Genomic DNA, 26,381 nt, shown 5'->3' with positions numbered 1-26,381 from the left:
CCTCAGCGTCGCCGGGCCCGCGTTTCCGGCAAAAAGGCCGTTGCCAGCCCCAGCAGCGGCAGGTAGGCCACCAGGCTGTACACCCAGACGATGCCGTGGGTGTCGGCCAGGTTGCCCATGCCGGCAGCCCCCAGGCCGCCGATGCCGAACATGAGGCCGAACATCAGCCCCGAGACCAGGCCCACGCGGCCGGGCACGGCCTCCTGGGCATAGACCACCAGCGCCGCAAAGGCCGAGGACATGACCAGGCCGATGACGATGGACAGCACGGCCGTCCAGAACAGGTCGGCATGCGGCAGCAGCAGCGCAAACGGCGCCACGCCCAGGAAGGACACCCAGATCACGGCCTTGCGCCCTATGCGGTCGCCCACCGGGCCGCCCGCGAAGGTGCCCGCCGCCACGGCCGCCAGGAAGGCGAACAGGTACAGCTGCGACTGCTGCACGGGCAGGGCGAAGCGCTCGATCAGATAGAAGGTGAAGTAGTTGGCAAAGGCCGCGATGTAGACGAACTTGGCGAACATCAGCACGCAGATCACGGTCACCGCGCGGATGACCTGCGAGCGGTTCAGCACCGTCAGCGCATGCTGGCCGGCCGCCACCACCTTGGCCGGCGCATGGTGCAGGCGCCAGTGCGTGATGCGCAGCAGCACCCATATGGCCAGCAGCGCCACCAGCATGAACCAGGCGATCGCATGCTGGCCAAACGGAATGACGATGGCCGCCACCATCAGCGGGCCGATGGCCGAGCCCGTGTTGCCGCCCACCTGGAAGGTCGATTGCGCCGTGCCGAATCGCCCGCCCGAGGCCAGCCGCGCCACGCGCGAGGCCTCGGGGTGGAAGGTGGACGAGCCCACGCCGATCAGCGACGCGGCGGCCAGCAGCATGGGGTAGCTGGTGGACAGGGCCAGCAGGCCCACGCCCACCAGCGTCACCACCATGCCCAGCGGCAGCAGGTAGGGCTTGGGATGCTTGTCGGTGTACAGGCCGATCCAGGGCTGCAGCAGCGAGGCCGTGACCTGGTAGACCAGGGAGATCCAGCCGATCTGCGCGAAGCTCAGCGAGAACTCCGTCTTGAGCATGGGATAGACGGCCGGCAGCACGGCCTGGATCAGGTCGTTGAGCAGGTGGGCAAAGGCGGCGGCGCCGACGATGCGCAGCAAAAAGCCCTGCGCGGCATGGCTGGGTGCTGGATGGGCGGGCGCCGGATGGGCGTGCGTCGCAGGCGCGCCCAGCTCGCCCGGGGCGCCAAGAGTGGTGGTGTTGCTTGTCATGGAGGAAAGGGCCCCGCAGGGCGGCACGGTCAGGGTCCGGCGTTGACGAAGGTCAATGGGCCGTGGGATCGAAGATAGGCGTTTGGTGCCCGTCTGTCTCTCTCTATACTGACTTCAATTGTCGAGATCGGGACAGAGAGCCGCATAGAGCCGCATAGAACCGCACAGGACGGGAAGCCCCATGGCCGCAGAACTGCCGCGCATATACCTCAAGTACCACCAGACCGGGCGCCCCATGGCCGCCATGGAGGCCAACTGGGCGCATGGCACCAGCACGGGCTGGCACTCCCACCCGCGCGGCCAGCTGCTGTATGCGATCGAAGGCGTGATGTCGGTGCAGCTGCATTCCGGCTCCTGGCTGGTGCCGCCCAACCGGGGACTGTGGATAGAGGCCGACGCCGAGCACGATGTGCGCATGTCGGGCGACGTGAAGATGCGCACGGCCTACATCGACGCCTCGGCCTTTGCGGACCTGCCCGCGCGCACCTGCGTGGTCAACGTGTCGCCCCTGCTGCGCGAGCTGGTGGTGGCCGCCGTCGGCGTGCCGCTGGACTATGCCGAAGGCAGCCGCGACGAGCGCCTGATGCACCTGCTGGTCGATGAACTGCGCGCCGCCGAGGTGCTGCCCCTGCACCTGCCCCTGTCCACCGATGCGCGGCTGTGCCAGGTCTGCGAGGCCCTGATGCGCGAGCCTGCCGACACCGCCACCGCCGAACACTGGGCGCAGCGCCTGGGCGTGAGCGCCAAGACGCTGCAGCGCCTGTTCGTGAAGGAAACCGGCATGCCCTTCGCCCAGTGGCGCGAGCAGGCGCGGCTGATGTTTGCGCTGGGCCGCATTGCGGCGGGCGAGCGCATCATCGACATCGCCCTCGATTGCGGCTACGCCAGCCAGAGCGCGTTCACGGCCATGTTCAAAAGGCATTTCGGGGTGCCGCCTTCGGGCTTCCAGCGCTGAGGCACGACCGGACCAAGGTCGGGCCGGGCGGCCTTGATGCAGATCCAGATATCGATTGCGGCACAAGCATATGCCCAAAGATTCGTTCCCCCGCGCCTGCATCGTGGCGATACTGGCCGGCCGCATTCCCTCCACTGCCTTGCCTGTACCACCGTGCTACCCGACCCAGTCCCCGACAGCGCGGCCGAAGCGCAGGTCGATCGCGTCATCGACGGCCTGCTCAACGGCCTGCAATGGCGCGCCAGCGTGTTCCATGTGGGGCAGTACTGCGGGCGCTGGCGGGCCTCCACGGCGGGGCGCGCGCGGGCCAGCTTTCACCTGATCCTGGACGGGCGCTGCTGGCTGCACCTGCCGGGCCAGCCTTCGGTGGAGCTGCAGCCGCGCGACGGCGTGTTCCTCTCGCGCGATGTGCCGCATTTCATCTCGCCCTATGCCGACCCGGACATGGCCTGCGCCCCGCAGGCCATGCGTCCCGCCACTGGCGATGCCGGCATCGGAGAGACGGCGCTGGCCTGCGGCTTCTTCACCTTCGAGGGGCCCATGCGCGGCCTGCTGGTCGATGCCTTCCCCGACCATCTGGTGCTGCGCGGCGACGACCATGCGATGAGCGGCGCCTCCATGCTGTTCGACCTGATGCGCGCCGAGGCGCTGCGCACGGGCACCGAGCCCTCGGCCGTGATGGACCGGCTGGTGGGCCTGCTGTTCTTCTACGGCCTGCGCCAGCTCGCGCATGGCGATGCGCGGGCGCGCGGCATCTGGAGCCTGCTGCGCCGGCCGGGCTTTGCGCCGCTGGTGGCCGAGCTGCTGCGCGACCCGGCACGCAACTGGAGCGTGGCCGACATGGCCGCGCGCGTGTGCCTGTCGCGCGCCACGTTCTTTCGGCAGTTTGCCGAGGCCTGCGGCCAGCCGCCCCAGCAATTCCTGCTGCTGCTGCGCATGCAGCTGGCGGCACGCCGGCTGGCCCAGGGCGAGGCCATAGGCCAGGTGGCCGAGGCCGTGGGCTACGAGTCCTATGCGGCCTTCTCGCGTGCCTTCAAGCGCGTGATGGGCGAGCAGCCCGGCGCCTGGCAGCGCGCGCAGGCACGCTGCTGCTGAGCCGCCATCCGAGCCCGCCGCATCCGCTTGCGGGTTGACACGTTCGGGCATAAATCCGCGACGCGGCGGCATTGATGGCAAGGGGGGCGCGGCCGATCATGAAGGCATTCCTTCATTCCTGCAAAGCACCATGGCACGCCTGACCCTGCACACCCCGCAAAGCGCCCCTGAAGCCAGCCGCCCCTTCGTGGAGCGCGCCCTGGCCGGCAACGGATTCCTGCCCAACCTGATCGCCATCCTGGCCAACTCGCCCCAGGCGCTGGAGACCTATGTGACCGTGGGCCAGATCAACGCGCGCGCCCAGCTCACGCTGGCCGAGCGCGAGGTGGTGCAGATCACGGCGGCGCGCATCCATGGCTGCGACTTCTGCGTGGCCGGCCACACCAAGCTGGCCTTCAAGCAGGCCGGCCTGACCCAGGCCGAGGTGGTGGCGCTGCAGGACGGCCGCGACACCGGCCAGCCGCGCCTGGACGCCGTGCGCCGCTTTGCCGAAGCCGTGATCGCCACGCGCGGCGCCGTCGCCGACGAGGCCCTGGCCGCCTTCCATGCGGCTGGCTTCAGCGAGCAGCAGGCGCTGGAGGTGGTGCTGGGCATCAGCCTGGCCACGCTGTGCAACTTTGCCAACAGCCTGGCGCAAAGCCCCGTCAACCCGCAGCTGCAGCCCTATCTGCCCGAACAGTTCCGACAACCGCAGGAGACCGCACATGCTGGTTGATTCGCTGCGGCAGTGGCTGGACGCCCATGCCGACTCCCTGGACGAAGGCCCCGCGCATGCGCACGAAGTGCTGCCCCGGCTGGCGCAGCACGGCCTGTTCGGCCTGGGCGTGCCCGTGGCCGAGGGCGGGCAGGGCGGCAGCCTGGGCGATGCGCTGGAGGCCATTGCCGGCGTGGCCGGGCATTCGCTGACGGCGGGCTTCGTGTTCTGGGCTCAGCGCGCCTTTGTCGAATACCTGCTGCAGTCGCCCAACGCGGCGCTGCGCCAGCGCTGGCTGCCGGGCCTGCTGCAGGGCACGCAGGCGGGCGCCACGGGCCTGTCCAACGCCATGAAGTACCTGGGCGGCATCGAGGCCCTGCAGGTCGAGGCCACGCCCGTCGGCGCTGTCGGCGCCGACGGCCTTGCACTGCGCGGGCGTGTGCCCTGGGCCACCAACCTGGTGCCGCCGGGGCGCTTCGTGGTGGCCGTTGCCGTCTCGCGCAGCGACGGTGCAAAGCCCTTCGTGGCCGCGCTGCCCGGCGATGCGGCGGGCCTGCAGCGCAGCGCCGACCTGGACCTGATCGCGCTGCGCGGCAGCCATACGGCGGCGCTGTCCATCGAGGGGCTGCAGATCGGTCCGGCCGATGTGATCCATGCCGACGCCAACCATTTCCTGCCGCGCGTGCGGCCCGCCTTCATGGGCCTGCAGCTGGGGCTGTGCATCGGCCTGGCGCGCGCCTCGCTGGCGGCGGCCTCGGCCCGTGCCGGCGCCGGGCGCGATGTGCTGGGCGGCCCGCTGCAGCAGCAGCGCCACGCGCTGGAGCTGGCCACGGCCACGCTGCATGCCGGCCTGTCCGACGGGCGTTTTCTTGACCGACCTCAAGCCCTGTTCCGCCTGCGCCTGGAATTGAACGACATCGTGCAGCAGTCCCTGCAGCTGGAACTGCACGCCAGTGGCGGGCGCGCTTATCATCGCGACCAGCCGCTGGGATTTGCGCGCCGTTGGCGCGAGGCGGCCTTCATCCCCATCGTGACGCCCAGCGTCACGCAGCTACAGGGTGCGCTGGCTGGCGCGGCCCTGGCAACCACCAGTTCATGACCCAGACGGAAGCTTTCTCCCCTGACGCTCCCGCGCCCGTGCTGCAGGCACGCGGCGCGGGCTTTGGCTATGCGCCCGGCAAGGCCGTGTTCGAGGACATCTCCCTGAGCATTGCCCCGCGCGAGATCGTCTGCCTGCTCGGCGGCAGCGGCTGCGGCAAGTCCTCGCTGCTGCGCGTGCTCGGCGGCCTCGAATCGCCGGACGGCGGCGCCTGGAGCCGGGGCGAGCTCCAGTTCCTCGGCCAGCCGCTGACCGCGCCGCATCCGCGCGCGGGCTTCGTGTTCCAGCAGCCCAGCCTGCTGCCCTGGCTGGACGCGCGGCGCAACGTGGGCTTCGGCCTGGACTTCGAGCGCCAGCCGAAGCTGGAGGCCGAGGCCCGCCGCCAGCGCGTGGAGCAGGCGCTGCAGGCCGTGGGCCTGGGCGGCAGCGGCGCGCTCTACCCCTCGCAGCTGTCGGGCGGCATGGCCCAGCGCGTGGCCCTGGCGCGCGCCCTGGCGCGCGAGCCGCAGCTGCTGCTGGCCGACGAGCCGTTCTCGGCCCTGGACGCCATCACGCGCGCCGAGATGCAGGAGCTGATGGTGGACGTGGTCCACCGCTGGCACACGGCCGCGCTGCTGGTCACGCATGACATCGACGAGGCCATCCTCGTGGGCGACCGCATCCTGCTGATGGGCGGGCGGCCCGGCCACATCGTGCGCGAATGGCGCGTGGACATAGCGCGCCCGCGCGAGGACCAGGCCGCCGCCGTGACCGCGCTGCGGCTGGACATCCTCTCGGCCCTGCACGGCGTGCGCCATGCGGCCCAGGCCTGATCCGGCTCGCCTGCCTGCCTGCCCGCCTGCCGATCCGCCTGCAGATCCGCCATTTCTTCGACTTCAACCATGCTCTTCTGAGAGGTCTTTCGCATGAGCTTCCAGGACCACCCTTCCTACACCCACATCTGCGCCTCGTCGGACTGCGGCTGCGGCCTCACGCGGCGCGACATGCTGCGCCTGGGCGCGCTGGCCACGGCCTCGGTGGCCGCGCCGCTGCTGGCCGCAGGCGATGCGCGCGCCCAGGCCTTCAAGGGCGATGACCAGCCCGTGAAGATCGGCTACCTGCCCATCACCGACGCCACGCCGCTGCTGGTGGCCCACGGCAACGGCCTGTTCGAGGCCGAAGGCCTCAAGGCCGAGGCGCCGCGCCTGTTTCGCTCCTGGGCCCAGATCGTCGAGGCCTTCGTCTCGGGCCAAGTCAACGTCATCCACCTGCTCACGCCCTCCACGCTGTGGGTGCGCTACGGCGCGAAGTTCCCCGCCAAGATCGTGGCCTGGAACCACGTCAACGGCTCGGGCCTGACCGTGCTGCCCGAGATCCAGAAGGTGCAGGACCTGGGCGGCAAGACCGTGGCGATCCCGTTCTGGTACTCCATCCACAACATCCTGCTGCAGGACGTGCTGCGCAAGGCCGGCCTCACGGCCGTGACCCGCGCGCGCGGCGGCGCCATTGCGGCCAACGAGGTCAACCTCGTCGTGCTGGCACCGGCCGAAATGGTCTCGGCCCTGGCCGGCAAGTCGATTGCGGGCTTCATCGTGGCCGAGCCCTTCAATGCCGCCGCCGAGATCGCGGGCGTGGGCAAGATGCTGCGCTTCTCGGGCGATGTCTGGAAGGACCACGCCTGCTGCGTCACCTTCCTGGCCGAGCGCGATATCGCCGACAAGCCCGAATGGGCGCAGCGCGTGACCAATGCCGTGGTCAAGGCCCAGCTGTGGACGCGCGACAACCGCCTGGCCGCCGCGCGCCTGCTGTCGAGCACCGGCGAGCGCCGCTACACGCCGCATCCGCAGCAGACGCTGTCCAAGGTGCTGGCCGCCACCGACTACGCCAGCTACGAGGCCAGCGGCGTGGTCGTCAACAAGGGCTGGCACCAGCGGCGCATCGACTTCCAGCCCTATCCCTATCCGTCGTACACCGAGCAGCTGGTGCGCGCCATCAAGGCCACCAAGGTCGAGGGCGACACGCGCTTCCTCGACAAGCTGGAGCCCAGGTTTGCGGCCACCGACCTGGTGGACGACCGCTTCGTGCGCAAGGCCATCCAGGCCGTGGGCGGCCCGCAGGTCTTCGGCATTCCGGCCGATTTCTCGCGCCGCGAAACCATCGTGGTCTGAGCCAGGTGTTGCGACGTATTGGATTGCCGCTGCTGGGTGCGGCCCTGGTCCTGGCCCTGTGGTGGGTGGGCGGCGCGCTGCTGGCGCGCAGCACGCCCGTGGCTGCGGCCTTTGCGCCCTGGCCTTCGCTGCAGGCGCTGGGCCAGCTGCTGATGGGCGCCGACATCTGGATGCACACCCTGCTGAGCCTGCAGCGCGTGGCCGTGGGCCTGCTGCTGGCCTTCGTGGTCGGCGTGCCGCTGGGCGTGCTGGTGGGCCTGTCGCGCGGGTTCTCGCAGGCGTTCTCGCCCGTGTTCCAGTTCCTGCGCATGATCTCGCCGCTGTCGTGGATGCCGATTGCCGTGATGGTGCTGGGCGTGGGCGACGCGCCCGTGTACTTCCTGCTGGCCTTCGCCGCCGTCTGGCCCATCCTGCTGAGCACGGCGGCCGGCGTGGCCCAGCTGGACCGCAACTGGCTGCTGCTGGCGCGCAGCCTGTCGGCCACGCGCACCGAGACCGTTCTGCGCGTGGTGCTGCCCGGCATCACGGCCCAGATCCTCACGGGCGTGCGCCTGGCCATCGGCATCATCTGGATCGTGCTGGTGCCCGCAGAAATGCTGGGCGTATCGGCCGGCCTGGGCTACTTCATCCTCGACACGCGCGACCGCCTGGCGTATTCGGAGCTGATGGCCGCCGTGGTGCTGATCGGCGCCCTGGGCTATGCGCTGGACCATGCGGCGCGGTGGCTGCACCAGCGCTGGATGCACTGAGCGGCCGGCATCATCGGGGCATCAGGCCTTCGGCATGTCGCCCACCGGGGCGGCATGCCCGGTGGCCACGATGGCCTGGACCAGCAGGGCGATCAGCGTGTCCTGCAGGGGCGACGGCACCGCCGCCTCCAGCGAGGCAATGGCCAGCTGGTAGCGGATGCGCGGCCTGAACGGGCGGCTGGACAGGGCGCCGGGCTGGCAGTAGCTGGCCAGCAGGCCGTTGACCATGGACACGCCCAGGCCCTGCGCCACATGGGCACAGGCCTCGCCCACGGAATGCACCTCCACGGCCACGCGCGGCTGCACGCGCGCATGGCGAAAGGCCATGTCTATCTCCTGGCGGATCTCGCGCTGGCGGCCCAGCAGGATCAGCGGGGCGTCCACCAGATCTGACGGCGTCACCTCGTCCAACGCCTGCAGCGCATGGCCTTTGGGCATGATGCAGACGGCCTCGGACTCCAGGCAGGCCCGCGTGCGCAGGCCGGGCATGGTCATGGGCAGGCGCACCAGGCCGATGTCGGCGTCGCGGCTCAGCAGGGCACGCTCGGTCTCGGTATAGGAGCCCGACAGCACTTCCAGCACCACGTCGGGATGCGCCTGCATGAACTGGTGCGCAATGGCCGGCATCAGCGAGGTTGCCAGGGTGCCGGGCACGGCCACCTTGAGCAGCCGGCGCTTGAAGCCGCCCAGCCGCAACTGCTCGGCATGGCGGCGAAAGCACTGGGCCGAATCCATGAGCACCTGGGCGTCGTGCAGCAGGGCCTCGGCCTCCTGCGTGGGCACCAGGCGGCCTTTTTCGCGGATGAAAAGCCGCAGGCCCAGGTCCTGCTCCAGTTGGGCCAGCAGGCGGCTGATGCCGGGCTGGGACAGCCCCAGGCGCTCGGCCGCACCCGTGGTGGAGCCGCTGAGCATGATGGCCTGGAAGGCTTCGAGTTGCTTGAAATTCATGGGTTGTACAGGCGGTGCTTGCATGATGGCAGCGCGGCCGGGGGCGCGCACGGCGCATCACGAATCGCATAGGGTAATACGCGTCCGTCATACCGTTGTGGTGGATGCGGGGGCTCCTGAGAATCGGCGGCGTCAGAACACGCACAACACAAGGAGCAAGATTCCATGAAGGCCCTGCCAAGCATTGCCGCCGTCTGCAGCCTGTCCATCGCGGCCCTGGGCCACCCGATTGCGCATGCGCAGGACATGCAGGTCTACGGCCAGATCCGGCTGACCGTGAACCACCTCAAGACCGGCAATGCCGGCTCCACCATGGAAGAGCGCGACAACGCCTCGCGCCTGGGCTTTCGCGGCAAGGAGGAGCTGGGCGGCGGCATGCAGGCGCTGTTCGGCATGGAGATGGGGCTGGATGCGGACACGGGCTCGCTGACCACGCCGGCCTTTCGCAACAGTTACGTGGCGCTGCGCGGCAGCCTGGGCACGGTGGCCCTGGGCCGGCTGGACTCGGCCAATCCCACGGGCTCGCCGCTGTACTCGCAGGTCACAGGCATCACCTCGTTCGCGGCCAATGACGCCGGGGCCACGGCCATCGGCACCTCCATGCTCAATGCGCGCAACCGCACCTCCAACTCGCTGGGCTACCAAAGCCCGTCGTGGGGCGGCACGGTGTTCCGTGCGCGCTACTACCTGCGCGGCGATGCCAAAGCCCCAGGGCTGGAGGACGACGCCAGATCGCTGGACCTGGGCCTGAGCTACGCCGCAGGCCCGTGGACGGCCGGCCTGGGCTACGCCAAGGACACGCGCGCCGGGGGCCTGCTGGCCAACGAGTTCGACAGCAAATGGCAGATGGGACTGCGCTACAGCTTTGGTGCCATCGAGCCCTATGTGCTGCTGGGCCGCGACCGCTTCAACCACAAGCCCGGCGTCTCGCGCGCCGACGTGGACTACTGGATGCTTGGCACGCGGCTGCGCCATGGCGCGCACGCCGTGGTGCTCAACCTGATGCAGCGCGACGTGCAGACCTCGCTGACCGGCAAGCGCAGGCGCCAGCAGCTGGCCTATACCTATGCGCTGTCCAAGCGCACCGAACTGCAGGCCTTCGTGGACCACGACGGCGTGGACTCCAGCCGCCCCAACGTGGCCGTGCGCGCCATCGGCGCGGGCGTGCGCCATGACTTCTGACCGTCCTGCACACCCGCATCAAGAATGGAGATTCCCATGACCCACTTCCAACGCTTCCTGTCCATGGCTTTCCTGGCACTGGGCCTTGCGCTGGGCCTGGCGCCCTTGCCCGGCCATGCGGCCGAATTCCCGGAAAAGCCCGTGCGCATCGTCGTGCCGTTCCCCGCCGGTGCCGCAGCCGATGCGGCCATGCGCGTGGTGGCCCGCAAGATGGCCGAGCTGTGGCGCCAGCCCGTGGTCATCGACAACCGCCCTGGCGTGCATGGCTTCCAGCTGGTGTCCTCCGCGCCGGCCGATGGCTACACCCTGCTGCTGGGCGCGGGCTCGGGCATGGTGACGGCGCCGCTGCTGTCCAGCAAGCTGTCCTACAACCCCTCGCGCGACTTCGTGCCCGTGGGGCGGGTGCTGATCAACGTGCCCATCCTCACCACGCACCCCAGCCTCAATGTGAGCACCGTGCAGGAGCTGGTGGCGCTGGCGCGCAAGAACCCCGGCGCGCTGAACTACAGCTCCAGCGGCAACGGCACGCCAGGCCATCTGTCCATGGAAATGTTCCAGGCTGCCACGGGCACGCGCATGCTGCAGATTCCCTACAAGGGCGGCGCGCCCGCCGTCAACGAACTGGTGGGCGGCCATGTGCAGCTGGGCATCAATGCCGTGCCCAGCGTGGTGCTGCAGATCAAGGCCGGCAAGCTCACTCCGCTGGCCGTGGCCAGCGCCACGCGCTCGCGCGCCCTGCCGCAGGTGCCCACGATGGCCGAGGCGGGCGTCAAGGACTTCGAATACGACATCTGGTATGCCCTGTTCGCGCCCACCGGCACGCCGCCTGCGGTGGTGGCCAAAGTCAATGCCGCGCTGGTGCGCTCGCTGCAGGACCGTGAAGTGGCCAAGTCTCTGGAGGCGCAGGGCGCTGAGCCCGCGCCCACCACGCCCCAGGAGCTGGCGCGCTTCATGCAGGAAGACACGGCGCGCTGGGCCAAGCTGGTCAAGGAACGCAACCTCAAGCTCGACTGAGCGCCAGCAGCATGAGCAACACAGCAATCACCCACCTGGGCGGCGTGGTCCGCCACAGCCTCGCCGTGCCCATGCGCGATGGCGTGCGCCTGGCCACCGACCTGTATCTGCCCGAGAACCTCGGCCCCTACCATCCCGGCCCGCTGCCCGTGCTGCTGGAGCGCACGCCCTACGGCAAGAACGAGGAAACGCGCCGCGAGCGCAGCGCGGCCAACCCCCATCCCATGCGCCGGGGCGAGGTGGCGGCCCGCTTTGCGCGCGAAGGCTATGCCGTGGTCGTGCAGGACTGCCGGGGCCGCTTCGGCTCCGAAGGCCAGTTCACCAAATACCTGGGCGAGGCCCACGATGGCGCCGACACCCTGCAATGGATCATGGAGCAGCCCTGGTGCAACGGCAGCGTGGGCACCTACGGCCTGTCCTACGCCGCGCACACGCAGACTGCGCTGGCCACGCAAAGGCCGCCGGGCCTCAAGGCCATGTTCCTGGAATGCGGCGGCTTTGCGAATGCCTACCGGGGCGGCATACGCCACGGCGGTGCCTTCGAGCTGAAGCAGGCCGTCTGGGCCCTGCGCAATGCGCGCAGCGGCAGCAACCACCTGGAGCCCGCAGCGCGCCAGGCGCTGGAGCAGGCCGACATCGGCCAGTGGTGCCTGCGCCTGCCCTGGTCGCGCGGCGACTCGCCGCTGCAGTGGGCGCCCGAGTACGAGGACTACCTGTTCAGCCAGTGGGAGCGCGGCAGCTTTGACGACTACTGGCGCCAGCCCGAGCTGTACGCCGCCGGCCACTACGGCGCCTTCGACGGCCTGGCCGTGATGCTGATGTGCGGCTGGTGGGACCCGTATGCGCAGACCACCACGGACAACTACCTGGGCCTGTCGCGCGGCGATGGCCGGGTCCGCATGGTGCTGGGCCCCTGGACCCATGGCGAGCGCAGCGTCCCGCATGCGGGCGATGTGGATTTCGGGCCCGGTGCCGTGCTCGACGGCGCACTGGCCGACGACTACGTGGCCATGCGCCTGGCCTGGTTCGACCACTGGCTCAAGGGCCGGCCCATGCCCGCGCGCCAGCAAGCCGCCGTGCGCTACTTCCGCATGGGCGGCGGATCGGGCGCGCGCACGGCCCAGGGCCGGCTGGACCACGGCGGGGCCTGGCGCAGCGCCGACCACTGGCCCGTGCCCGGCACGCAGCCCACGGCCTGGCACCTGCACGCCGACGGCAGGCTGGCCCGCGAGCCCGCGCCGCAGCCGGGCGTGCGCAGCTACCGCTTCGACCCGGCCTGCCCCGTGCCCACCCTGGGCGGCTCCATCACCTCGGGCGAGCCGCTGATGTTCGCAGGCGCCTACGACCAGGTCACGCAAGAGAACACCTTCGCCGCCCGCCCGCCCTACGGCCCGCTGTCCGAGCGTGGCGACGTGCTGGTGTTCCAGACCGAGCCGCTGCAGCAAGACCTGGAGGTCACGGGCACCATCACCATCGAGCTGCAGGTGTCCTCGTCCGCGCCCGACACGGACTTCACCGCCAAGCTCATCGACCAGTACCCGCCCAGCGCCGACCATCCGCAGGGCTATGCGATGAACATCACCGACGGCATCCTGCGCTGCCGCTACCGCAACTCATGGGAGCAGCCCGAGCTGATGACGCCAGGCGAGGTGGTGGCCATCACCATCGAGCCCATGCCCACCTCCAACCTGTTCCGCCAGGGCCACCGCATCCGCCTGGACATCTCCAGCAGCAACTTCCCGCGCTTCGACGTGAACCCCAACACCGGCGCGCCCGAGGGCAGTGCGGGGCCCAGGCAGGTGGCGGTCAACAGCCTGCACCTGGGTGGCTGCCATGCCTCGCGCATCGTGCTGCCGGTGGTGGCGGTCTAGGCGGAGAGCACACGCGTTTGGCAGTCTGGCATGTTTCGCAATTTGGTTGTACCATGCAACCAAATTGCGAAGGAACATCGCCATGGACATGCAGCAGCGTCAGTTGGAACTGGCCGGCCCCCTGCCGGCCCTTGCACCATCGGGGCGGCTCCGGGGGCGTGTCTGCCTGGTGGTGGGCGCCACCAGCGGCATAGGCCGGGCCACCGCCCTGCGCATGGCCGAGGAGGGCGCTGCCGCCGTGGTGGTCACGGGGCGCCGCCGTGAGCTGGGCCTGCAGCTGGAGCAGGAAATCCGGCAGCGGGGGGCGGACGGCCTTTTCCTGGCCTGCGATGCAACGCGGCAGGAGGACATGGCGGCGGTGGTGGAGCAGGCCGTGGCGCGCTTCGGGCGGCTGGACGCGGCCTTCAACAATGCGGGCTTCCAGGAGCGGCGTGCCGCGCTGGCCGAGCAGGATGATGCGGTCTTCTCCCAGGTCTTCGATACGAATGTGCGTGCGGTCTTCCACGCCATGCGCCATGAACTGGCGGCCATGCTGGCCACGGGCGGCGGCACCATCGTGAACAACACCAGCGTCAGCGGCATACGCAATCCCAACCCGGGCCTGTCGCTGTACGGCGCCTCCAAGGCGGCGGCCATGTCGCTGACCCGCGCCGCCGCCATGGAGTACGCGCCGCGCGGCATCCGCATCAATGCCGTTGCCCCTGGCCGCGTGGTCACGGACATGATGCTGGGCTCGGGCATTGCCGACATGCATGCCGTGGCGGCGGGCCTGCCGCTGCGGCGCATGGGCCATCCGCAGGAGGTGGCCACGGCCGTCGTCTGGCTGATGTCGGACGAGGCGGCCTTTGTGGTCGGGCACTGCCTGGCGACCGATGGCGGCTTTCTGGCCGGATGAGCCTGCCCGGGGCAAGTCCGTTGTGCGAAGTGAGCACTACCGGGTTTGATATGATGACTGTATAAAGATACAGTTTTCGAGCGGCCTGGCTGCCCGATCTGCCAGGCCCATGCTCCCTCCCCACCGCTTCTACTACCTGCACAACTTCCAGCGCGCGCTGGACTGGATTGGCCAGCGTTACGGCGATCTGCTGGACACGTCCGAGCAGGAATTCCTCACCCGGTTCACGCAGCTGCCCCAGCCCTCGCAGGCGCTGATGGTGCGTTTGCTGATGCGGCGCGGGCCCTGGTTTCGGGCCGGCAAGCTGGTGTACGAAGAGATTCCCGCCATTGCCGACGCGGCCGCGCCCCTGCTGGATCTGGGCTGGCTGGACGCGGGCCACCCCATGGCGCTGGAGGAGCTGTTTGCGCTGCACACCAAGCCCGAGCTGCTGCAGCTGTTCGCCGGCTCACCCGTTCACGCCGGCCTGCGCAAGGCCGAGCTTTTGCAGGCCCTGCAGCCCCTGCATGAGGCGCCCAGGCCCTATGCGCAATGGCAGCCCCAGGGCGTCGGAGCCGGCGAAGCCGCCTGGCGCGTGATGGTGGGCGCGCTGTGCGAGCGCTTTCGGCTGATGTTCTTCGGCAATCTCTACCAGGACTGGTCGGAATTCGTGCTGGCCGACCTGGGCGTGTTCCGCTACGAGGCCGTGGCCTTCGATGCGGCCTCGCGGGCCTTCCAGTCGCGTGCCGATGTCGATGGCTACCTGGCCCTTCAGGCCTGCCGCGCGGCGCTGGATGAGGGCGTGGAGATCGATGCGCTGCTGCAGCAGGTGGTCGGCTGCCCCAGCGGCAATGCCTGGCTGGAGCAGCGCCGCGCCAAGGTGCTGCTGCGCATAGGCCAGGCCTGCGAGCGCATGCAGGACTGGGAGCGTGCCGAGCAGGCCTATGCGCAAAGCCGCTACCCCGGCGCCCGCCACCGGCGCATGCGCGTGTACGAGTGCATGGAGCGCTTTGCCGATGCCATGGCGTTGGCCCAGGCCGCCCAGGCCCAGCCCGAGAGCGACGAGGAGCTGCAGCGCGTGGCGCGCATGCTGCCGCGCCTGCGCCGCAGCCTGGGGCAGGGCGCGCGCGGGCGTGCGGCGGCGCTGGCGCCCGTGGTGGCGCAGATGCGCATGGACGTGGAGCTGGAGCTGCCGGCGCGGCCCGCATCGGTCGAATACGTGCTGCGCGACCATTGGCACAGCGACGCCGCGCCGGTGTTCTATGTGGAGAACGCGCTCATCAACTCGCTGTTCGGCCTGCTGTGCTGGCCGGCCATCTTCGCGCCGCTGCCGGGCGCTTTCTTCCACCCGTTCCAGAGCGGCCCGGCCGACCTGTCCGCGCCCGACTTCGTGCAGCGCCGCGCAGCCTTGTTCGAGGAATGCCTGGCGCATCTGGACGATGGCAGCTGGCGCGAGGTCATCGTGCAGCGCCATGCCGACAAGCAGGGCCTGCAGTCGCCTTTCGTGTTCTGGGGCGCGCTGAGCGCGCCGCTGCTGGCGCTGGCGCTGGACTGCATTCCGGCCGCCCACCTCAAGCTGTTCTTTGCGCGGCTGCTGCGCGACGTGCAGGCCAACCGCACGGGCTTTCCCGATCTGGTGCGTTTCTGGCCGGCCGAGCGCCGCTACGAACTGGTCGAGGCCAAGGCCCCCGGCGACAAGCTGCAGGACAACCAGATCCGCTGGCTGCAGTACTGTGCCGAGCACGGCATTCCCGTGCGCGTGTGCCATGTCCAGTGGCGCGGCCAGCCGCTGGGAGAGGCCGCGTGAGCTACACCGTGGCCGTGCGCGCGCTGTGCGAGTTCACGGCGCGCGTGGGCGACCTGGACCTGCGCTTCACGCCCGCGCCCAGCGCGCTGGAGGGCATGGCCGGCCACAGCCTGGTGCAGTCGCGCAGGGGCAAGGACTACGAGACCGAAATCAGCCTGGCCGGCGGATACGGCGACCTGCGCGTGCGCGGCCGCGCCGACGGCTTCGACGCCGGGGCTGGCCAGCTCGAGGAAATCAAGACCTACCGGGGCCAGATCGAGGGCGTGCGCGCCCACCACCGCGCCCTGCACTGGGCCCAGGCGCGCATCTACGCCCATCTGCTGTGCCAGGCGCGCGGCCTGCAGCGGCTGCGCGTGGCCCTGGTGTATTTCAACGTGGGCAACTCGGAGGAAACCGTGCTGGTGCAGGAGGAAGACGCGGCCACGCTGCGCGCCTTCTTCGAGCAGCAATGCGCGCTGTTCCTGGACTGGGCGCGCAGCGAGGCCGCCCACCGCGCGGCGCGCGAGGCGGCGCTGGCCGCGCTGCGCTTTCCCATGCAGGGCTTTCGCGCGGGCCAGCGCGAGCTGGCCGTGGCCGTCTACCGCGTGGCGCGCGCGCAGCAGGGCGGCCAGTGCCTGATGGCGCAGGCGCCCACGGGCATCGGCAAGACGCTGGGCACCATCTTCCCCATGCTCAAGGCCATGCCGGACCAGGGCCTGGACCGGCTGTTCTTCCTCACCGCCAAGGGCACGGGCCATGGCCTGGCGCTGCAGGCGCTGGCCAGCGTGAACCGGCAGATCGCCGAGCAGCACCAGCCACCGCCGCAGGAACCGGCTGCGCCGCAACCGCTGCCCGCGCCACCCGCACCGCCCGCACCGTCCGCGCCACCCGCAAGGCTGCGCGTGCTCGCCATCCTGGCGCGCGACAAGGCCTGCGAGCACCCCGACAAGGCCTGCCACGGCGACTCCTGCCCGCTGGCGCGCGGCTTCTTCGACCGGCTGCCCGCCGCGCGCGCCGCCGCGCTGCAGCAGGCGCCCTGGGACCCGCCTGCCGTGCGTGCCGTGGCGCTGGCGCACGACATCTGCCCCTACTACCTGGCCCAGGAACTGGTGCGCTGGAGCGACGTGGTCGTGGCCGACTACCACTACTTCTACGACAGCGCCGCCATGCTGTACGCGCTCACCCAGGCCCAGCAATGGAAGGTGGGCGTGCTGGTGGACGAGGCCCATAACCTGCTCGAGCGCGCGCGCCGCATGTACACGGCCGAGCTGTCGCAGTTCGCCCTGGCCGCCGCCCGCAAGTCGGCCACCGGTGCCGTGCGCAAGGCGCTGGACCGGCTCAGCCGCAGCTGGAGTGCGCTGAACAGGGAGCAGACCGCCAGCTACCAGGCCCATGAGGAAGTGCCCGCAGGCCTGCTGGGCGCCGTGCAGCGCGCCGTGGCCGCCATCGCCGACGCCAATGCCGACAGCCCCATGCTGCCCGGCGACCCGGTTCTGGACTTCTACTGGGAAGCGCTGCAGTTCATGGCGCTGGCCGAGCAGTTCGGCGGCCATGCGCTGTTCGATGTCCACCTGCTGCCCGGGCGCTCAGGTCCCCGTCGCACGCCGGCCTCCACGCTGTGCATACGCAACGTAGTGCCTGCGCCCCACCTGGCGGCGCGCCATGCGGCGGCCCATGCCTCGGTGCTGTTCTCGGGCACGCTGAGCCCGCCGCACTTCTACCGCGACATCCTGGGCCTGCCCGAAGGCACGCACTGGCTGGAGGCCGACTCGCCCTTCCAGGCCGACCAGCTCGATGTGCAGGTGGCCGGCCATATCTCCACGCGCTACCGGGACCGCGACCGTTCGCTGCGGCCCATCGCCGACCTCGTGGCCGCGCAGTACGCGCGCCGGCCCGGCAACTACCTGTGCTTTTTCAGCAGCTTCGACTACCTGCAGCGCGTGGCCGAATGCCTGCAGCGCGCCCATCCCGATCTGCCGGTCTGGCTGCAGACCCCGTCCATGGACGAGGAGGGTCGCGCGGCCTTCCTGGCCCGCTTCACCGAAGCCGGTCAGGGCGTGGGCTTCGCCGTGCTGGGCGGGGCGTTCTCCGAGGGCGTGGACCTGCCCGGCGAGCGCCTCATCGGCGCCTTCGTGGCCACGCTGGGCCTGCCCCAGGTCAATCCCGTGAACGAAGAGATGAAGCGCGCCATGGACCGCCAGTTCGGCGCGGACAAGGGCTATGACTACAGCTACCTCTACCCGGGGCTGCGCAAGGTGGTCCAGGCCGCAGGCCGCGTCATCCGCAGCGAGCGCGACCGCGGCGTGGTCTTTCTCATCGACGACCGCTATCGGCGCGGCGAGGTGCAGGCGCTGCTGCCGCGCTGGTGGCAGGTGGAGGGCATGCGATGATCCGGGGCCGCACCAGTCCGCGACTGCCATCCCCACCCCCATCCAGTCCCCCATCCCGCCCCCATCCAGGAGCCTTCCGAATGCCCCGCATGCGCTGCGCCATCCTTGCATTGACCCTGGGCCTGCTGGCCGGCGGCCCGGCTGCGGCAGGCGTGGTGCAGCCTGTGCCCGACAGGCAGGCCAGCGAGAACAAGATGCCGGCCTATCCCAAGGAAGCCAGGCGGCTGGAGCAGGAAGGCAAGGTGGTGCTGCGGGTTCTGGTGGGCGCCAGCGGAAAGGCACTGGCCGTGGATGTGGCAGACAGCAGCGGCTATCCTCTGCTCGACCAGGAGGCGCTGGACGCCGTGCGGACGTGGCGCTTTGTCCCCGGCACGCGCGACGGCGTGCCGGACAGCATGTGGACGCGCGTGCCCGTCACCTTCAGGCTGAAATAGCGGGCCTGCCGGTGGTGGCAGTTGTGTATCCGGTGCAGCCTGGTGCGGGCCCGGTGCGTGCCCTGCGCAGCGACACAAGGAGCATTCCATGAAGATCGTCATCACCAGCGTGCTCGTCGACGACCAGGACAAGGCCCTGGCCTTCTACCGCGACGTGCTCGGCTTCGTTCTCAAGCACGACATTCCCATGGGCGGCGATGCGCGCTGGCTCACCCTGACATCGCCCGGCGATGCCGATGGCGTGGAGCTGCTGCTGGAGCCCGACATGCACCCGGCCGCCAGGCCGTTCAAGACCGCCCTGCATGCCGACGGCGTGCCGGCCACCTTCTTCGGCGTGGACGACGTGCAGGCCGAGTACGAGCGCCTGAGCGCGGCCGGCGTGCGCTTCACCAGGCCGCCGACGCACCTGGGGCCGGTCACGATTGCCGTGTTCGACGACACCTGCGGCAATCTCATACAGATCAACCAGCGGCATTGAGCGGGGCTTGCGGCCCCTGCGCGCTCAGTCCCTGGCGGTGGGCTTGTCGTGCCGGGGCGGATCGATGCGCTCGATGTTGCCCAGCAGCAGCGCGCGGCCCGCAAAGGTGCCGCCGGCGGTCTCCAGCGCAAAGCGCTCGGTGTCGCGGCCGCGCACTTCGGCCTCCAGCGTCTGGGCCTCGTCCTCGGTGGCGCCCAAGGCCAGCACGGCATGGCGGCCCATGAGCAGGGCGGACTCGAAGCTCTCGCGCACGACATGGTCGGCGTCCTTCTGGATGAGCTCCAGCGCGTGCTCGCGGTCATAGGCGCGCACGATGAGGCGGGCGTGCGGGCATTCGTGGCGCACGTTCTCCACGATGCGCGTGGCGGCGGCCTTGCTGTCCACGCAGACCAGGATGGCGCTGGCATGGCTGGCGCCGGCTGCATGCAGGATGTCGGCGCGCGCGCCGTCGCCGAAGTAGACCTTGAAGCCGTAGGGCTCGGCGTTGCGGATCACGTCGGGGTCGTTGTCGATGATGGACAGCTTGGCGCCACGGGCCAGCGGCCCCTGGCTGGCGATCTGGCCCACGCGGCCGAAGCCGATGACCAGCACGTTGCCGCGCAGGTCCTGCGGCGCCTCCACGCCGTCCAGCGACACGGCCTCGGCGCCTGCCAGGCGCTTGTGCAGCACCACCACCAGCGGCGTGATGGCCATGGACAGCACGACGATGGCCGTCATGTTGGCATGCACCTCGGGGTCGAGCACGCCGAGCTTGAGCGCCTCGGCAAACAGCACGAAGGCGAACTCCCCGCCCTGGGCCATGAGGATGGCGCGGTCCAGCGCATCGGCATGGCTGCTGCGCGCCACGCGGGCCACGGCGTAGATGCACAGCGCCTTGCCCAGCATCAGCGCCACCACGCCCATGCCCACGATGCGCCAGTTCAGCGCCACCACCTCCAGGTTCAGCGCCATGCCCACGCCCAGGAAGAACAGGCCCAGCAGCAGGCCGCGGAAGGGCTCCACATCGGCCTCCAGCTGGTGGCGGAACGAGGATTCGGACAGCAGCACGCCCGCCACGAAGGCGCCCATGGCCATGGACAGGCCGCCCATCTCCATCAGCAGGGCGGCGCCCAGCACCACCAGCAGCGCGGCGGCCGTCATCACCTCGCGCGCCTTGGCCTTGGCCAGGATGCGGAACAGCGGGTTCAGCAGCCACAGGCCCGCGCCCACCAGCGCGCCAAGCGACAGCAGGGCCACGCCCGCGCGCTGCCACAGGGGCGAGGTGGCCACGGGAGCCGCATCGGCAGGCGCCAGAAACGCCACCACGGCCAGCAGCGGCACGATGAGCAGGTCCTCGAACAGCAGGATGGAGACGATGCGCTGGCCGCGCGGCGCCAGGATGTCGCCACGCTCGGCCAGCACCTGCATGACGATGGCCGTGGAGGTCAGCACAAAGCCCGCCCCGCTCACGAACGCCACCTGCCAGGGAAAGCCGAAGGCCATGCCCACGCCCGTGAGCAGCAGCGCGCACACCACCACCTGCAGGCTGCCCAGCCCGAAGATCTGGCCGCGCAGATCCCACAGGTGCGAAGGCTTCATCTCCAGCCCGATGACGAAGAGAAACATCACCACGCCCAGCTCGGCCACGTGCAGGATGGTCTGCGCGTCCGTCACCAGGCCCAGCCCGTAGGGGCCTATGGCCAGCCCGGCGGCCAGGTAGCCGAGCACGGCGCCCAGGCCCAGCCGCTTGAACAGCGGCACGGCCACCACGGCGGCCCCCAGCAGCGTGACGATTCCTACGAGCTGGCTTGCATTGCCTTCAGCTGCCATGTTGTGTTTCCTTTGTGCGTGCGTGCGTGCGTGCGTGCGGCAAGGCGGATTTCCATCCGCGAATTTGCGCGCAGGATAGCAAAGCCCGGTCCTGTGTAGAATCGCGCCCCCTCTGTGCCCCCCTCTGCGCGCCCTCTGCGCCCAGCGCCATGCCCCAGATCCTCGTCCACGACCTTCGCAAGACCTACCGCATCCATGAACGCGATCCCGGCGTGATGGGCGCGCTGCGCGCGCTGGTGCGCCCGCGCCATCGCACGGTGCAGGCGCTGGATGGAGTGTCGTTTGCGTTGGAGCGTGGCGAGCTGCTGGGCTTCATCGGCCCCAACGGCGCGGGCAAGTCCACCACCATCAAGATCCTGTCGGGCATCCTGCGGCCCGATGGCGGGCGCGTGGAGGTGGACGGGCGCGACCCCTTCGCCGGCCGCCAGCGCCATGTGGGCCGCATCGGCGTGGTCTTCGGGCAGCGCTCGCAGCTGTGGTGGGACCTGCCCGTGGGCGATGGCTTCAACCTGCTGCGCGACCTGTACCGCGTCGATCCGCTGCGCTTTGCGCGCACCCGCGACGAGCTGGTGGCCATGCTGAGCCTGGAGCGCTTGCTGGACCAGCCCGTGCGCCAGCTGTCCCTGGGCCAGCGCATGCGCGCCGAGATCGCCGCGGCCCTGCTGCACGAGCCCGAGATCCTGTTCCTGGACGAGCCCACCATCGGCCTGGACGCGCCCTCCAAGCTGGCCGTGCGCGAGTTCGTGCTGCGCGCCAACCGCGAGCGCGGCACCACGGTGCTGCTGACCACGCATGACATGCACGACATCGAGGCGCTGGCGCGGCGCGTCATCGTCATCGGCCATGGCCGCGTGCTGGCCGACTGCGCGGTCGATGCGCTGCGCGCCCAGGTGGTGGCGGCGCAGCGCGATGGCACGGGCGAGGGCGAGGGGCAGGACATGGCCATCGAGGCCGTGATCGCCCGCTTCTACGCCATGCATGGTGCCTCGGAGGTCTGAGCGCCATGGGACTGCGCCAACGTCTGCGACACCTGCTGCGCCCCTATATGGCCGCCTTCGCCTCGCGCTTTCTGCTGATGCTGCAGTACCGCACGGCCGCCTACGCGGGCTTTGCCACGCAGTGCTGGTGGGGCGCCATCAAGACCATGGTGCTGGCGGCGTTCTACGGCAGTGCCTCGGCATCGGCCGGCGCGCCGATTTCGCTGGAGCACGCCATCACCTACACCTGGGTGGCGCAGGGCCTGTTCGCGCTGCTGCCCTGGAGCGGCGACCCCGACGTGGCCCTGGCCGTGCGCACGGGCGCCATCGCCTATGACCGGCTGCGGCCTGTGGATGCCTATGCGCTGTGGTTCGTGCGCTCGGCTGGCTGGATCGCCGCGCGCGTGCTGCCGCGCGTGGCGCTGATGGTGGCGTTTGCAGGGCTGGCCCTGCCGCTGATGGGGCTGGGCGACTGGGGCTGGCAGCCGCCGGCCGGCTGGGCCGCAGGCCTGGGCTTTGCCGCGTCCATGCTGCTGGCGCTGCTGCTGTCCACGGCACTGGTCATGCTGCTGAATGTTGCCGCTGCCGCCGCGCTCAATGAAAAAGGCATCAACACGCTGGCCGCGCCCGTGGTCATCGTGCTGTCGGGCAACCTGCTGCCGCTGGCGCTGATGCCCGACGCCTGGCAGACCGCGCTGCTGCTGCAGCCGCTGGCGGGCGTGATGGACATTCCTGCGCGCATCTATTTCGGCCAGATGGCCGGTACGCAGATGCTGGCCTGCCTGGCGCTGCAAGCCCTGTGGATTGCCGTGATCGTGGCCCTGGGCCGCGTGGCCATGGCGCGCACCATGCGCGGCCTCGAAGTGCAGGGCGGGTGATCGCCATGGCCAAGCAAAAAGGATCGCTATCCATGTTCCTGCGCCTGGCGCTGGCCTCGCTGGGCGGGCAGGCGCGCTACCCGGCCTCGGCGCTGATGCTGACCCTGGGCCAGTTCCTGGTCACGGGCATCGAGGTCATCGCCGTCTGGGCGCTGTTCCACCGGTTTGGCGAGGTGCAGGGCTGGCGCATCGGCGAAGTGGCCGTGTTCTATGGCCTGGTGAACTGCATGTTCGCCCTGGCCGATGCGCTGGGCCGGGGCTTCGACGTGCTGGGCACGCAGTTCCTGCGCACGGGCGCCTTCGACCGCCTGCTGCTGCGTCCGCGCCCCGTGTGGCTGCAGCTCATGGGCCATGACGTGCGCATCAGCCGCCTGGGCCGCCTGCTGCAGGGCCTGCTGGTGCTGGGCTTTGCCACGGCCCAGGGTGCCGTGGCGTGGACGCCCCAGGCCGTCGCCGTGGCGCTGTTCGCCGTGGCGGGCGGCGTAGCGCTGTTCCTGGGCATCCTGGTGCTGCAGGGTGCGCTCTCGTTCTGGACCGTGGAAAGCCTGGAAGCCGCCAATGTGCTGAGCTACGGCAGCGTCGAGGCCGCCCAGTACCCGCTGGCCCTGTACGCGCAGTGGTTCCGCCGCCTGCTGACCTTCGCCGTGCCGCTGGCCTGCGTGGCCTACTACCCGGCGCTGGCCGTGCTGGGCAAGCCCGACCCGCTGGGCGCACCAGCCTGGCTGGGCTGGGTCTCGCCGCTGGCCGGCTTTGCCTTCCTCTGGCTGGCCTCGGGTGCCTGGCGCATGGGGGTGAGGCATTACGCGTCCACGGGCAGTTGAAGCCGCCGCAGGCGCCGGTGCACCACAGGCTCTAGAGCGTGTTATGCACTTTTAAGTACCCGCGTTGGTTCTGCGCGCTGGTGATCGCAAGGCGCAGTGCGCCGCCAAGGCTCATGCCTTGGCAAGCGCTGCAACGCCGCGAGCGCCTGCGCGCAGAGCCAACCCTTCGGGAAAGCCGGGAAAGGGGCCCGGCCCTTCGTTGCAGCCCGCTTGCGGTGTGGCAACCGCGGCGCGTGCTACGCCTCGTTCCGGGCCCCTTTCCCGGCTTTCGCGGGCACGTAAAAGTGCATAACACGCTCTAGACTGCGCGCTTGCCTTACTCCGGACACCAGACCATGACAGCAGATGAACGCTTCGCCCAGGCCGCCCTTGAGCTCGGCCACCGCTTCGATGGCGAGATCAAGATAGGCGGCAACTACAGCCCCGTCGTGCGCGACGGCCAGCAGCTGTTCGTCAGCGGGCAGATTCCCCGCGTGGGCGATGAAGTGCTCTATGTGGGGACGGTCGGCGCCGGGATCGACCTGGCATCGGCCAGAACGGCCGCCGCCATCTGCGCCATGCGCGCCCTGGCCTTCGTGCAGCGCGCGGCCGGCTCGCTCGATGCCGTGCGCGCCGTTGCACGCATCACCGTCTATGTGCGCTCGGCGCCCGATTTCACCCAGCAAAGCGAGGTGGCCGATGGCGCCTCCGACCTCATCGCCCGGGTGCTGGGCCCCGTGGGTGCCCACACGCGCACTTCGGTGGGCGTGCTGCAGCTGCCCAAGGGCGCGGCCGTGGAGCTGGACCTGATCGCCCGCGTGGACTGATCGCGCTACCCCTATCCCTATTCCTATCCCTGGCCCGCCGGCGTTTCGTTGCGCGCCTTCCAGGCCCGCAGCGCCTGGCGGTACTCGTCCATGGCCAGGTCATAGCTGTCGAAGATGCAGGGGTCGCAGCCATTGCCGCAGCAGGCGTCCAGGTCGGGCTGCTCGGGCGGCTGGGGCATGGGGTCGGCGGAGGCGGCGGGATCTGCGGAAACGGGAATCGGCGCGGTGGTCATGGGGGCGATTGTCTCGCGCCACGGGGCTTTCTGTAGAGCACCAAAAGCAAACCCGCGCTGCCGACATGCAGCAGCGCGGGTTGCTTGTTGACGCGTCTTAACGTCCGGTACGCTGCCTGCGCGCCATGCCCATGAAGCCGGCGGCTCCCGCCATCAGCGACAGCAGCAGCAGGCCCCAGCGGTCCAGCGTGGGGATGCTCTGCGCTCCTGCGGGGGCTCCAGGCAGGGCCAGGATGACGGGATCGACGAACTCGCCATTGACCGTCTTGTCGTCATCGCGCAGGCCGCCGTCCACGATGGTATAGCTGACCTGGTTGCCACTGATGGTGGGCGTGAAGGGCTGCCACTTGGGCGTTGCGGTGGCGTCGTACTTCATCAGCTGCGCGTTGGCGGGCACGGGGGACGTGAAGGTGAGGGTCACGGTCAGCGTGCTGCTGGGGGCGCACTGCTTGGCCGTGAAGTCCACGGCGGCCTGCGGGTAGGTGAAGGCCGCCGGCAGCGGGCCCAGCGAGCCGGCCACGGCAGAAGGCGAGGTGAAGCTGGCCGCAGTCAGCGTGCAGGTGGGGCTGCTGTTGGCAATGCCCAGATCCACACCCGAGCCCGAGGCGCTTTGCCTGGCCTCGCGCGTCACCGTCACCACATAGGTTTTCTTGGTCGTGCCGTCCTGCGCCGTGACTTCGATGGACACGGTATTGCTGCCCACATTCAGCGCCACCGGGGTGGAGGCCGCTGCGCCGTTGACCAGGATCGTGGCGCCCGCATCGGCAGCGGTGGCCGTCACCGTGACGGTGCTGCTGGTGTTGGGCACGGTGGCCGTGTAGGCCAGGGTGCCTGCACCAAAGCCCGGTGCGAGCGTGCCGCTGCTCAGTGCCAGGGCGCTGAGGTCGGCGTTGGTGGAGTTCACCACCAGGGTGTAGCTGGTGCTGCCCGAGGTGAACGGAGCACCCGTGCCCGTGGAGGAGTCCGTGGCCGTGATGGTGAAGGTGAAGCTTCCCGCCGCGGTGGGCGTGCCGCCCAGAACACCGGTGCTGGCGTTGAACGTCATTCCGGTCGGCAGCGTGCCGCTGCTGGCGTAGGTGTAGGGCGCCGTGCCTCCGCTGGCAGTGAAGGTCTGTCCTGCATAGGCCGTGTTCAGCCTGGCAGCCGGCAGCGTGGAAGCTGCGGGCGTCAGCACCACCGTGGCTGCCGCCACGCTGCCACTGTAGGTGCGCTGGCCGCTGATGCTGCTGCTGTCGGTCGCCTGCACCGTGAAGCTGAAGGCCCCGGCCGCCGTGGGCGTGCCGCTGATCACCCCGGCGGGTGACAGCGACAGGCCTGTGGGCAGCGTGCTGCCGCTGGCCATTGCAAAGGTGTAGGGCGTTGCGCCGCCGCTGGCGGTCAGGGTCTCGCTGAACGAGACGCCTACCTTGGGCGTGCCGGCCAGCGTCGCGGGCGTCACCGTGATGGCCACATAGGTGAACTGGCCTGCCGCGCCGGTGGCGCTGGTGCCACCAGTCGTTGTGACGCGCACATCGACCGTGCCCGCCGATCCTGCAGGCGCGGTGGCCGTGATCTGCGTGGCGCTGTTGACCGTGAAGCCCGTGGCGGCCGTGCCGCCGAAGGTCACGGCCGTGGCGCCGGTGAAGTTCGTGCCGGTCAGGGTGACCGTGGTGCCACCAATCGAAGAACCGCTTGCGGGCGAGATGGAGGTCACCGTGGGCGCAGGCACATAGGTGAACTGGTCTGCCGCGCTGGTGGCGCTGGTACCGCCCGCGGTGGTGATGCGCACGTCTACCGTGCCCGTGCCGGCAGGCGATGTGGCCGTGATCTGCGTGGCGCTGTTGACCGTGAAGCCCGTGGCGGCCGTGGCGCCGAAGGTCACGGCCGTGGC

24 protein-coding genes are annotated in these 26,381 nt (G+C 70.1%); 19 read left to right on the top strand and 5 right to left on the bottom strand.

Annotated elements, in window-relative coordinates; all coding sequences use genetic code 11:
* Positions 1–2: 2 nt before the first annotated feature.
* The gene (locus KDK82_RS15765; RefSeq protein WP_088165581.1) at positions 3–1,271 is read right to left on the bottom strand and encodes an MFS transporter; all 1,269 of its coding nucleotides are present in this window, start codon (positions 1,269–1,271) and stop codon (positions 3–5) included.
* Between the two features lie 181 nt (positions 1,272–1,452).
* On the opposite strand from KDK82_RS15765, the gene KDK82_RS15760 reads away from it, so the two are divergent.
* The 7 genes from KDK82_RS15760 (at position 1,453) to KDK82_RS15730 (ending at position 8,010) form a co-directional block, all read left to right on the top strand.
* Positions 1,453–2,226: a helix-turn-helix domain-containing protein gene (locus KDK82_RS15760; protein WP_088165580.1), complete on the top strand. Its 774-nt coding sequence runs from the start codon at positions 1,453–1,455 to the stop codon at positions 2,224–2,226.
* A gap of 153 nt (positions 2,227–2,379) precedes the next feature.
* Positions 2,380–3,321: an AraC family transcriptional regulator gene (locus KDK82_RS15755; protein ID WP_088165579.1), complete on the top strand. Its 942-nt coding sequence runs from the start codon at positions 2,380–2,382 to the stop codon at positions 3,319–3,321.
* A gap of 130 nt (positions 3,322–3,451) precedes the next feature.
* On the top strand, positions 3,452–4,036 hold the full coding sequence (locus KDK82_RS15750) for a carboxymuconolactone decarboxylase family protein (RefSeq protein WP_088165578.1): 585 nt from the start codon (positions 3,452–3,454) through the stop codon (positions 4,034–4,036).
* Positions 4,026–5,114 (top strand): acyl-CoA dehydrogenase family protein, encoded by a 1,089-nt coding sequence (locus tag KDK82_RS15745; protein ID WP_088165577.1) that lies wholly within the window; start codon positions 4,026–4,028, stop codon positions 5,112–5,114. Before KDK82_RS15750 ends, KDK82_RS15745 begins: the two co-directional genes overlap by 11 nt.
* The gene (locus KDK82_RS15740) at positions 5,111–5,926 is read left to right on the top strand and encodes an ABC transporter ATP-binding protein (protein ID WP_013800535.1); all 816 of its coding nucleotides are present in this window, start codon (positions 5,111–5,113) and stop codon (positions 5,924–5,926) included. The genes KDK82_RS15745 and KDK82_RS15740 overlap by 4 nt, the downstream gene beginning before the upstream one ends.
* Positions 5,927–6,019: 93 nt before the next feature.
* Positions 6,020–7,261 (top strand): ABC transporter substrate-binding protein, encoded by a 1,242-nt coding sequence (locus KDK82_RS15735; protein ID WP_016448371.1) that lies wholly within the window; start codon positions 6,020–6,022, stop codon positions 7,259–7,261.
* A complete protein-coding gene (locus tag KDK82_RS15730; RefSeq protein ID WP_175403308.1) occupies positions 7,258–8,010 on the top strand; it encodes an ABC transporter permease in 753 nt (250 codons plus the stop codon). The genes KDK82_RS15735 and KDK82_RS15730 overlap by 4 nt, the downstream gene beginning before the upstream one ends.
* Positions 8,011–8,031: 21 nt before the next feature.
* Here KDK82_RS15730 and KDK82_RS15725 read toward each other — a convergent pair whose 3' ends face one another.
* The gene (locus KDK82_RS15725) at positions 8,032–8,958 is read right to left on the bottom strand and encodes a LysR family transcriptional regulator (protein ID WP_034397205.1); all 927 of its coding nucleotides are present in this window, start codon (positions 8,956–8,958) and stop codon (positions 8,032–8,034) included.
* A gap of 165 nt (positions 8,959–9,123) precedes the next feature.
* Here KDK82_RS15725 and KDK82_RS15720 point away from each other — a divergent pair, with 165 nt between their 5' ends.
* The 8 genes from KDK82_RS15720 to KDK82_RS15685 all read left to right on the top strand — a co-directional run bounded on the left by KDK82_RS15720 (position 9,124) and on the right by KDK82_RS15685 (position 18,987).
* Complete coding sequence (locus KDK82_RS15720; RefSeq protein ID WP_088165576.1) at positions 9,124–10,140, top strand: porin; 1,017 nt, start codon at positions 9,124–9,126, stop codon at positions 10,138–10,140.
* Between the two features lie 36 nt (positions 10,141–10,176).
* Positions 10,177–11,154, top strand: a complete 978-nt coding sequence (locus tag KDK82_RS15715; protein ID WP_088165672.1) for a tripartite tricarboxylate transporter substrate binding protein — start codon at positions 10,177–10,179, stop codon at positions 11,152–11,154.
* A gap of 11 nt (positions 11,155–11,165) precedes the next feature.
* Positions 11,166–13,025 (top strand): CocE/NonD family hydrolase, encoded by a 1,860-nt coding sequence (locus KDK82_RS15710; protein ID WP_088165575.1) that lies wholly within the window; start codon positions 11,166–11,168, stop codon positions 13,023–13,025.
* 82 nt (positions 13,026–13,107) lie between these two features.
* The gene (locus KDK82_RS15705; RefSeq protein WP_088165574.1) at positions 13,108–13,920 is read left to right on the top strand and encodes an SDR family NAD(P)-dependent oxidoreductase; all 813 of its coding nucleotides are present in this window, start codon (positions 13,108–13,110) and stop codon (positions 13,918–13,920) included.
* Positions 13,921–14,029: 109 nt separating this feature from the next.
* Complete coding sequence (locus KDK82_RS15700; RefSeq protein WP_088165573.1) at positions 14,030–15,706, top strand: VRR-NUC domain-containing protein; 1,677 nt, start codon at positions 14,030–14,032, stop codon at positions 15,704–15,706.
* Positions 15,703–18,075 (top strand): helicase C-terminal domain-containing protein, encoded by a 2,373-nt coding sequence (locus KDK82_RS15695; protein ID WP_088165572.1) that lies wholly within the window; start codon positions 15,703–15,705, stop codon positions 18,073–18,075. Before KDK82_RS15700 ends, KDK82_RS15695 begins: the two co-directional genes overlap by 4 nt.
* A gap of 80 nt (positions 18,076–18,155) precedes the next feature.
* Complete coding sequence (locus tag KDK82_RS15690) at positions 18,156–18,509, top strand: energy transducer TonB (RefSeq protein WP_088165571.1); 354 nt, start codon at positions 18,156–18,158, stop codon at positions 18,507–18,509.
* Positions 18,510–18,597: 88 nt separating this feature from the next.
* Positions 18,598–18,987, top strand: coding sequence for a VOC family protein (locus KDK82_RS15685; RefSeq protein WP_012207608.1), 390 nt, complete (start codon positions 18,598–18,600; stop codon positions 18,985–18,987).
* Positions 18,988–19,011: 24 nt separating this feature from the next.
* Here the strand turns inward: KDK82_RS15685 and KDK82_RS15680 are convergent, their stop codons facing one another.
* Entirely contained in the window at positions 19,012–20,796 is a 1,785-nt protein-coding gene (locus KDK82_RS15680; RefSeq protein ID WP_088165570.1) for a monovalent cation:proton antiporter-2 (CPA2) family protein, read from the bottom strand.
* A 149-nt stretch (positions 20,797–20,945) separates the two neighbouring features.
* Between KDK82_RS15680 and KDK82_RS15675 the strand changes: the two genes are divergently transcribed.
* The 4 genes from KDK82_RS15675 (at position 20,946) to KDK82_RS15660 (ending at position 24,278) form a co-directional block, all read left to right on the top strand.
* Positions 20,946–21,794: an ATP-binding cassette domain-containing protein gene (locus KDK82_RS15675; protein ID WP_088165569.1), complete on the top strand. Its 849-nt coding sequence runs from the start codon at positions 20,946–20,948 to the stop codon at positions 21,792–21,794.
* Between the two features lie 5 nt (positions 21,795–21,799).
* Positions 21,800–22,651: an ABC transporter permease gene (locus KDK82_RS15670; protein ID WP_088165568.1), complete on the top strand. Its 852-nt coding sequence runs from the start codon at positions 21,800–21,802 to the stop codon at positions 22,649–22,651.
* Between the two features lie 5 nt (positions 22,652–22,656).
* A complete protein-coding gene (locus tag KDK82_RS15665; RefSeq protein WP_012207604.1) occupies positions 22,657–23,472 on the top strand; it encodes an ABC transporter permease in 816 nt (271 codons plus the stop codon).
* A 335-nt stretch (positions 23,473–23,807) separates the two neighbouring features.
* Entirely contained in the window at positions 23,808–24,278 is a 471-nt protein-coding gene (locus KDK82_RS15660) for a RidA family protein (protein ID WP_012207603.1), read from the top strand.
* Positions 24,279–24,301: 23 nt separating this feature from the next.
* Here the strand turns inward: KDK82_RS15660 and KDK82_RS15655 are convergent, their stop codons facing one another.
* Positions 24,302–24,511 (bottom strand): oxidoreductase-like domain-containing protein, encoded by a 210-nt coding sequence (locus KDK82_RS15655; protein ID WP_013800552.1) that lies wholly within the window; start codon positions 24,509–24,511, stop codon positions 24,302–24,304.
* Positions 24,512–24,608: 97 nt separating this feature from the next.
* Positions 24,609–26,381 (bottom strand): IPTL-CTERM sorting domain-containing protein (locus tag KDK82_RS15650; RefSeq protein ID WP_143343488.1); only part of this gene is annotated, 1,773 nt, incomplete at its 5' end.

The organism is Delftia sp. K82 (assembly GCF_002193035.1).
GTDB classification, from domain to species: domain Bacteria; phylum Pseudomonadota; class Gammaproteobacteria; order Burkholderiales; family Burkholderiaceae_C; genus Comamonas; species Comamonas acidovorans.
The sequence above is the reverse complement of the archived record's forward strand: the minus strand, read 5'-3'. Positions and strand labels throughout refer to the sequence as shown.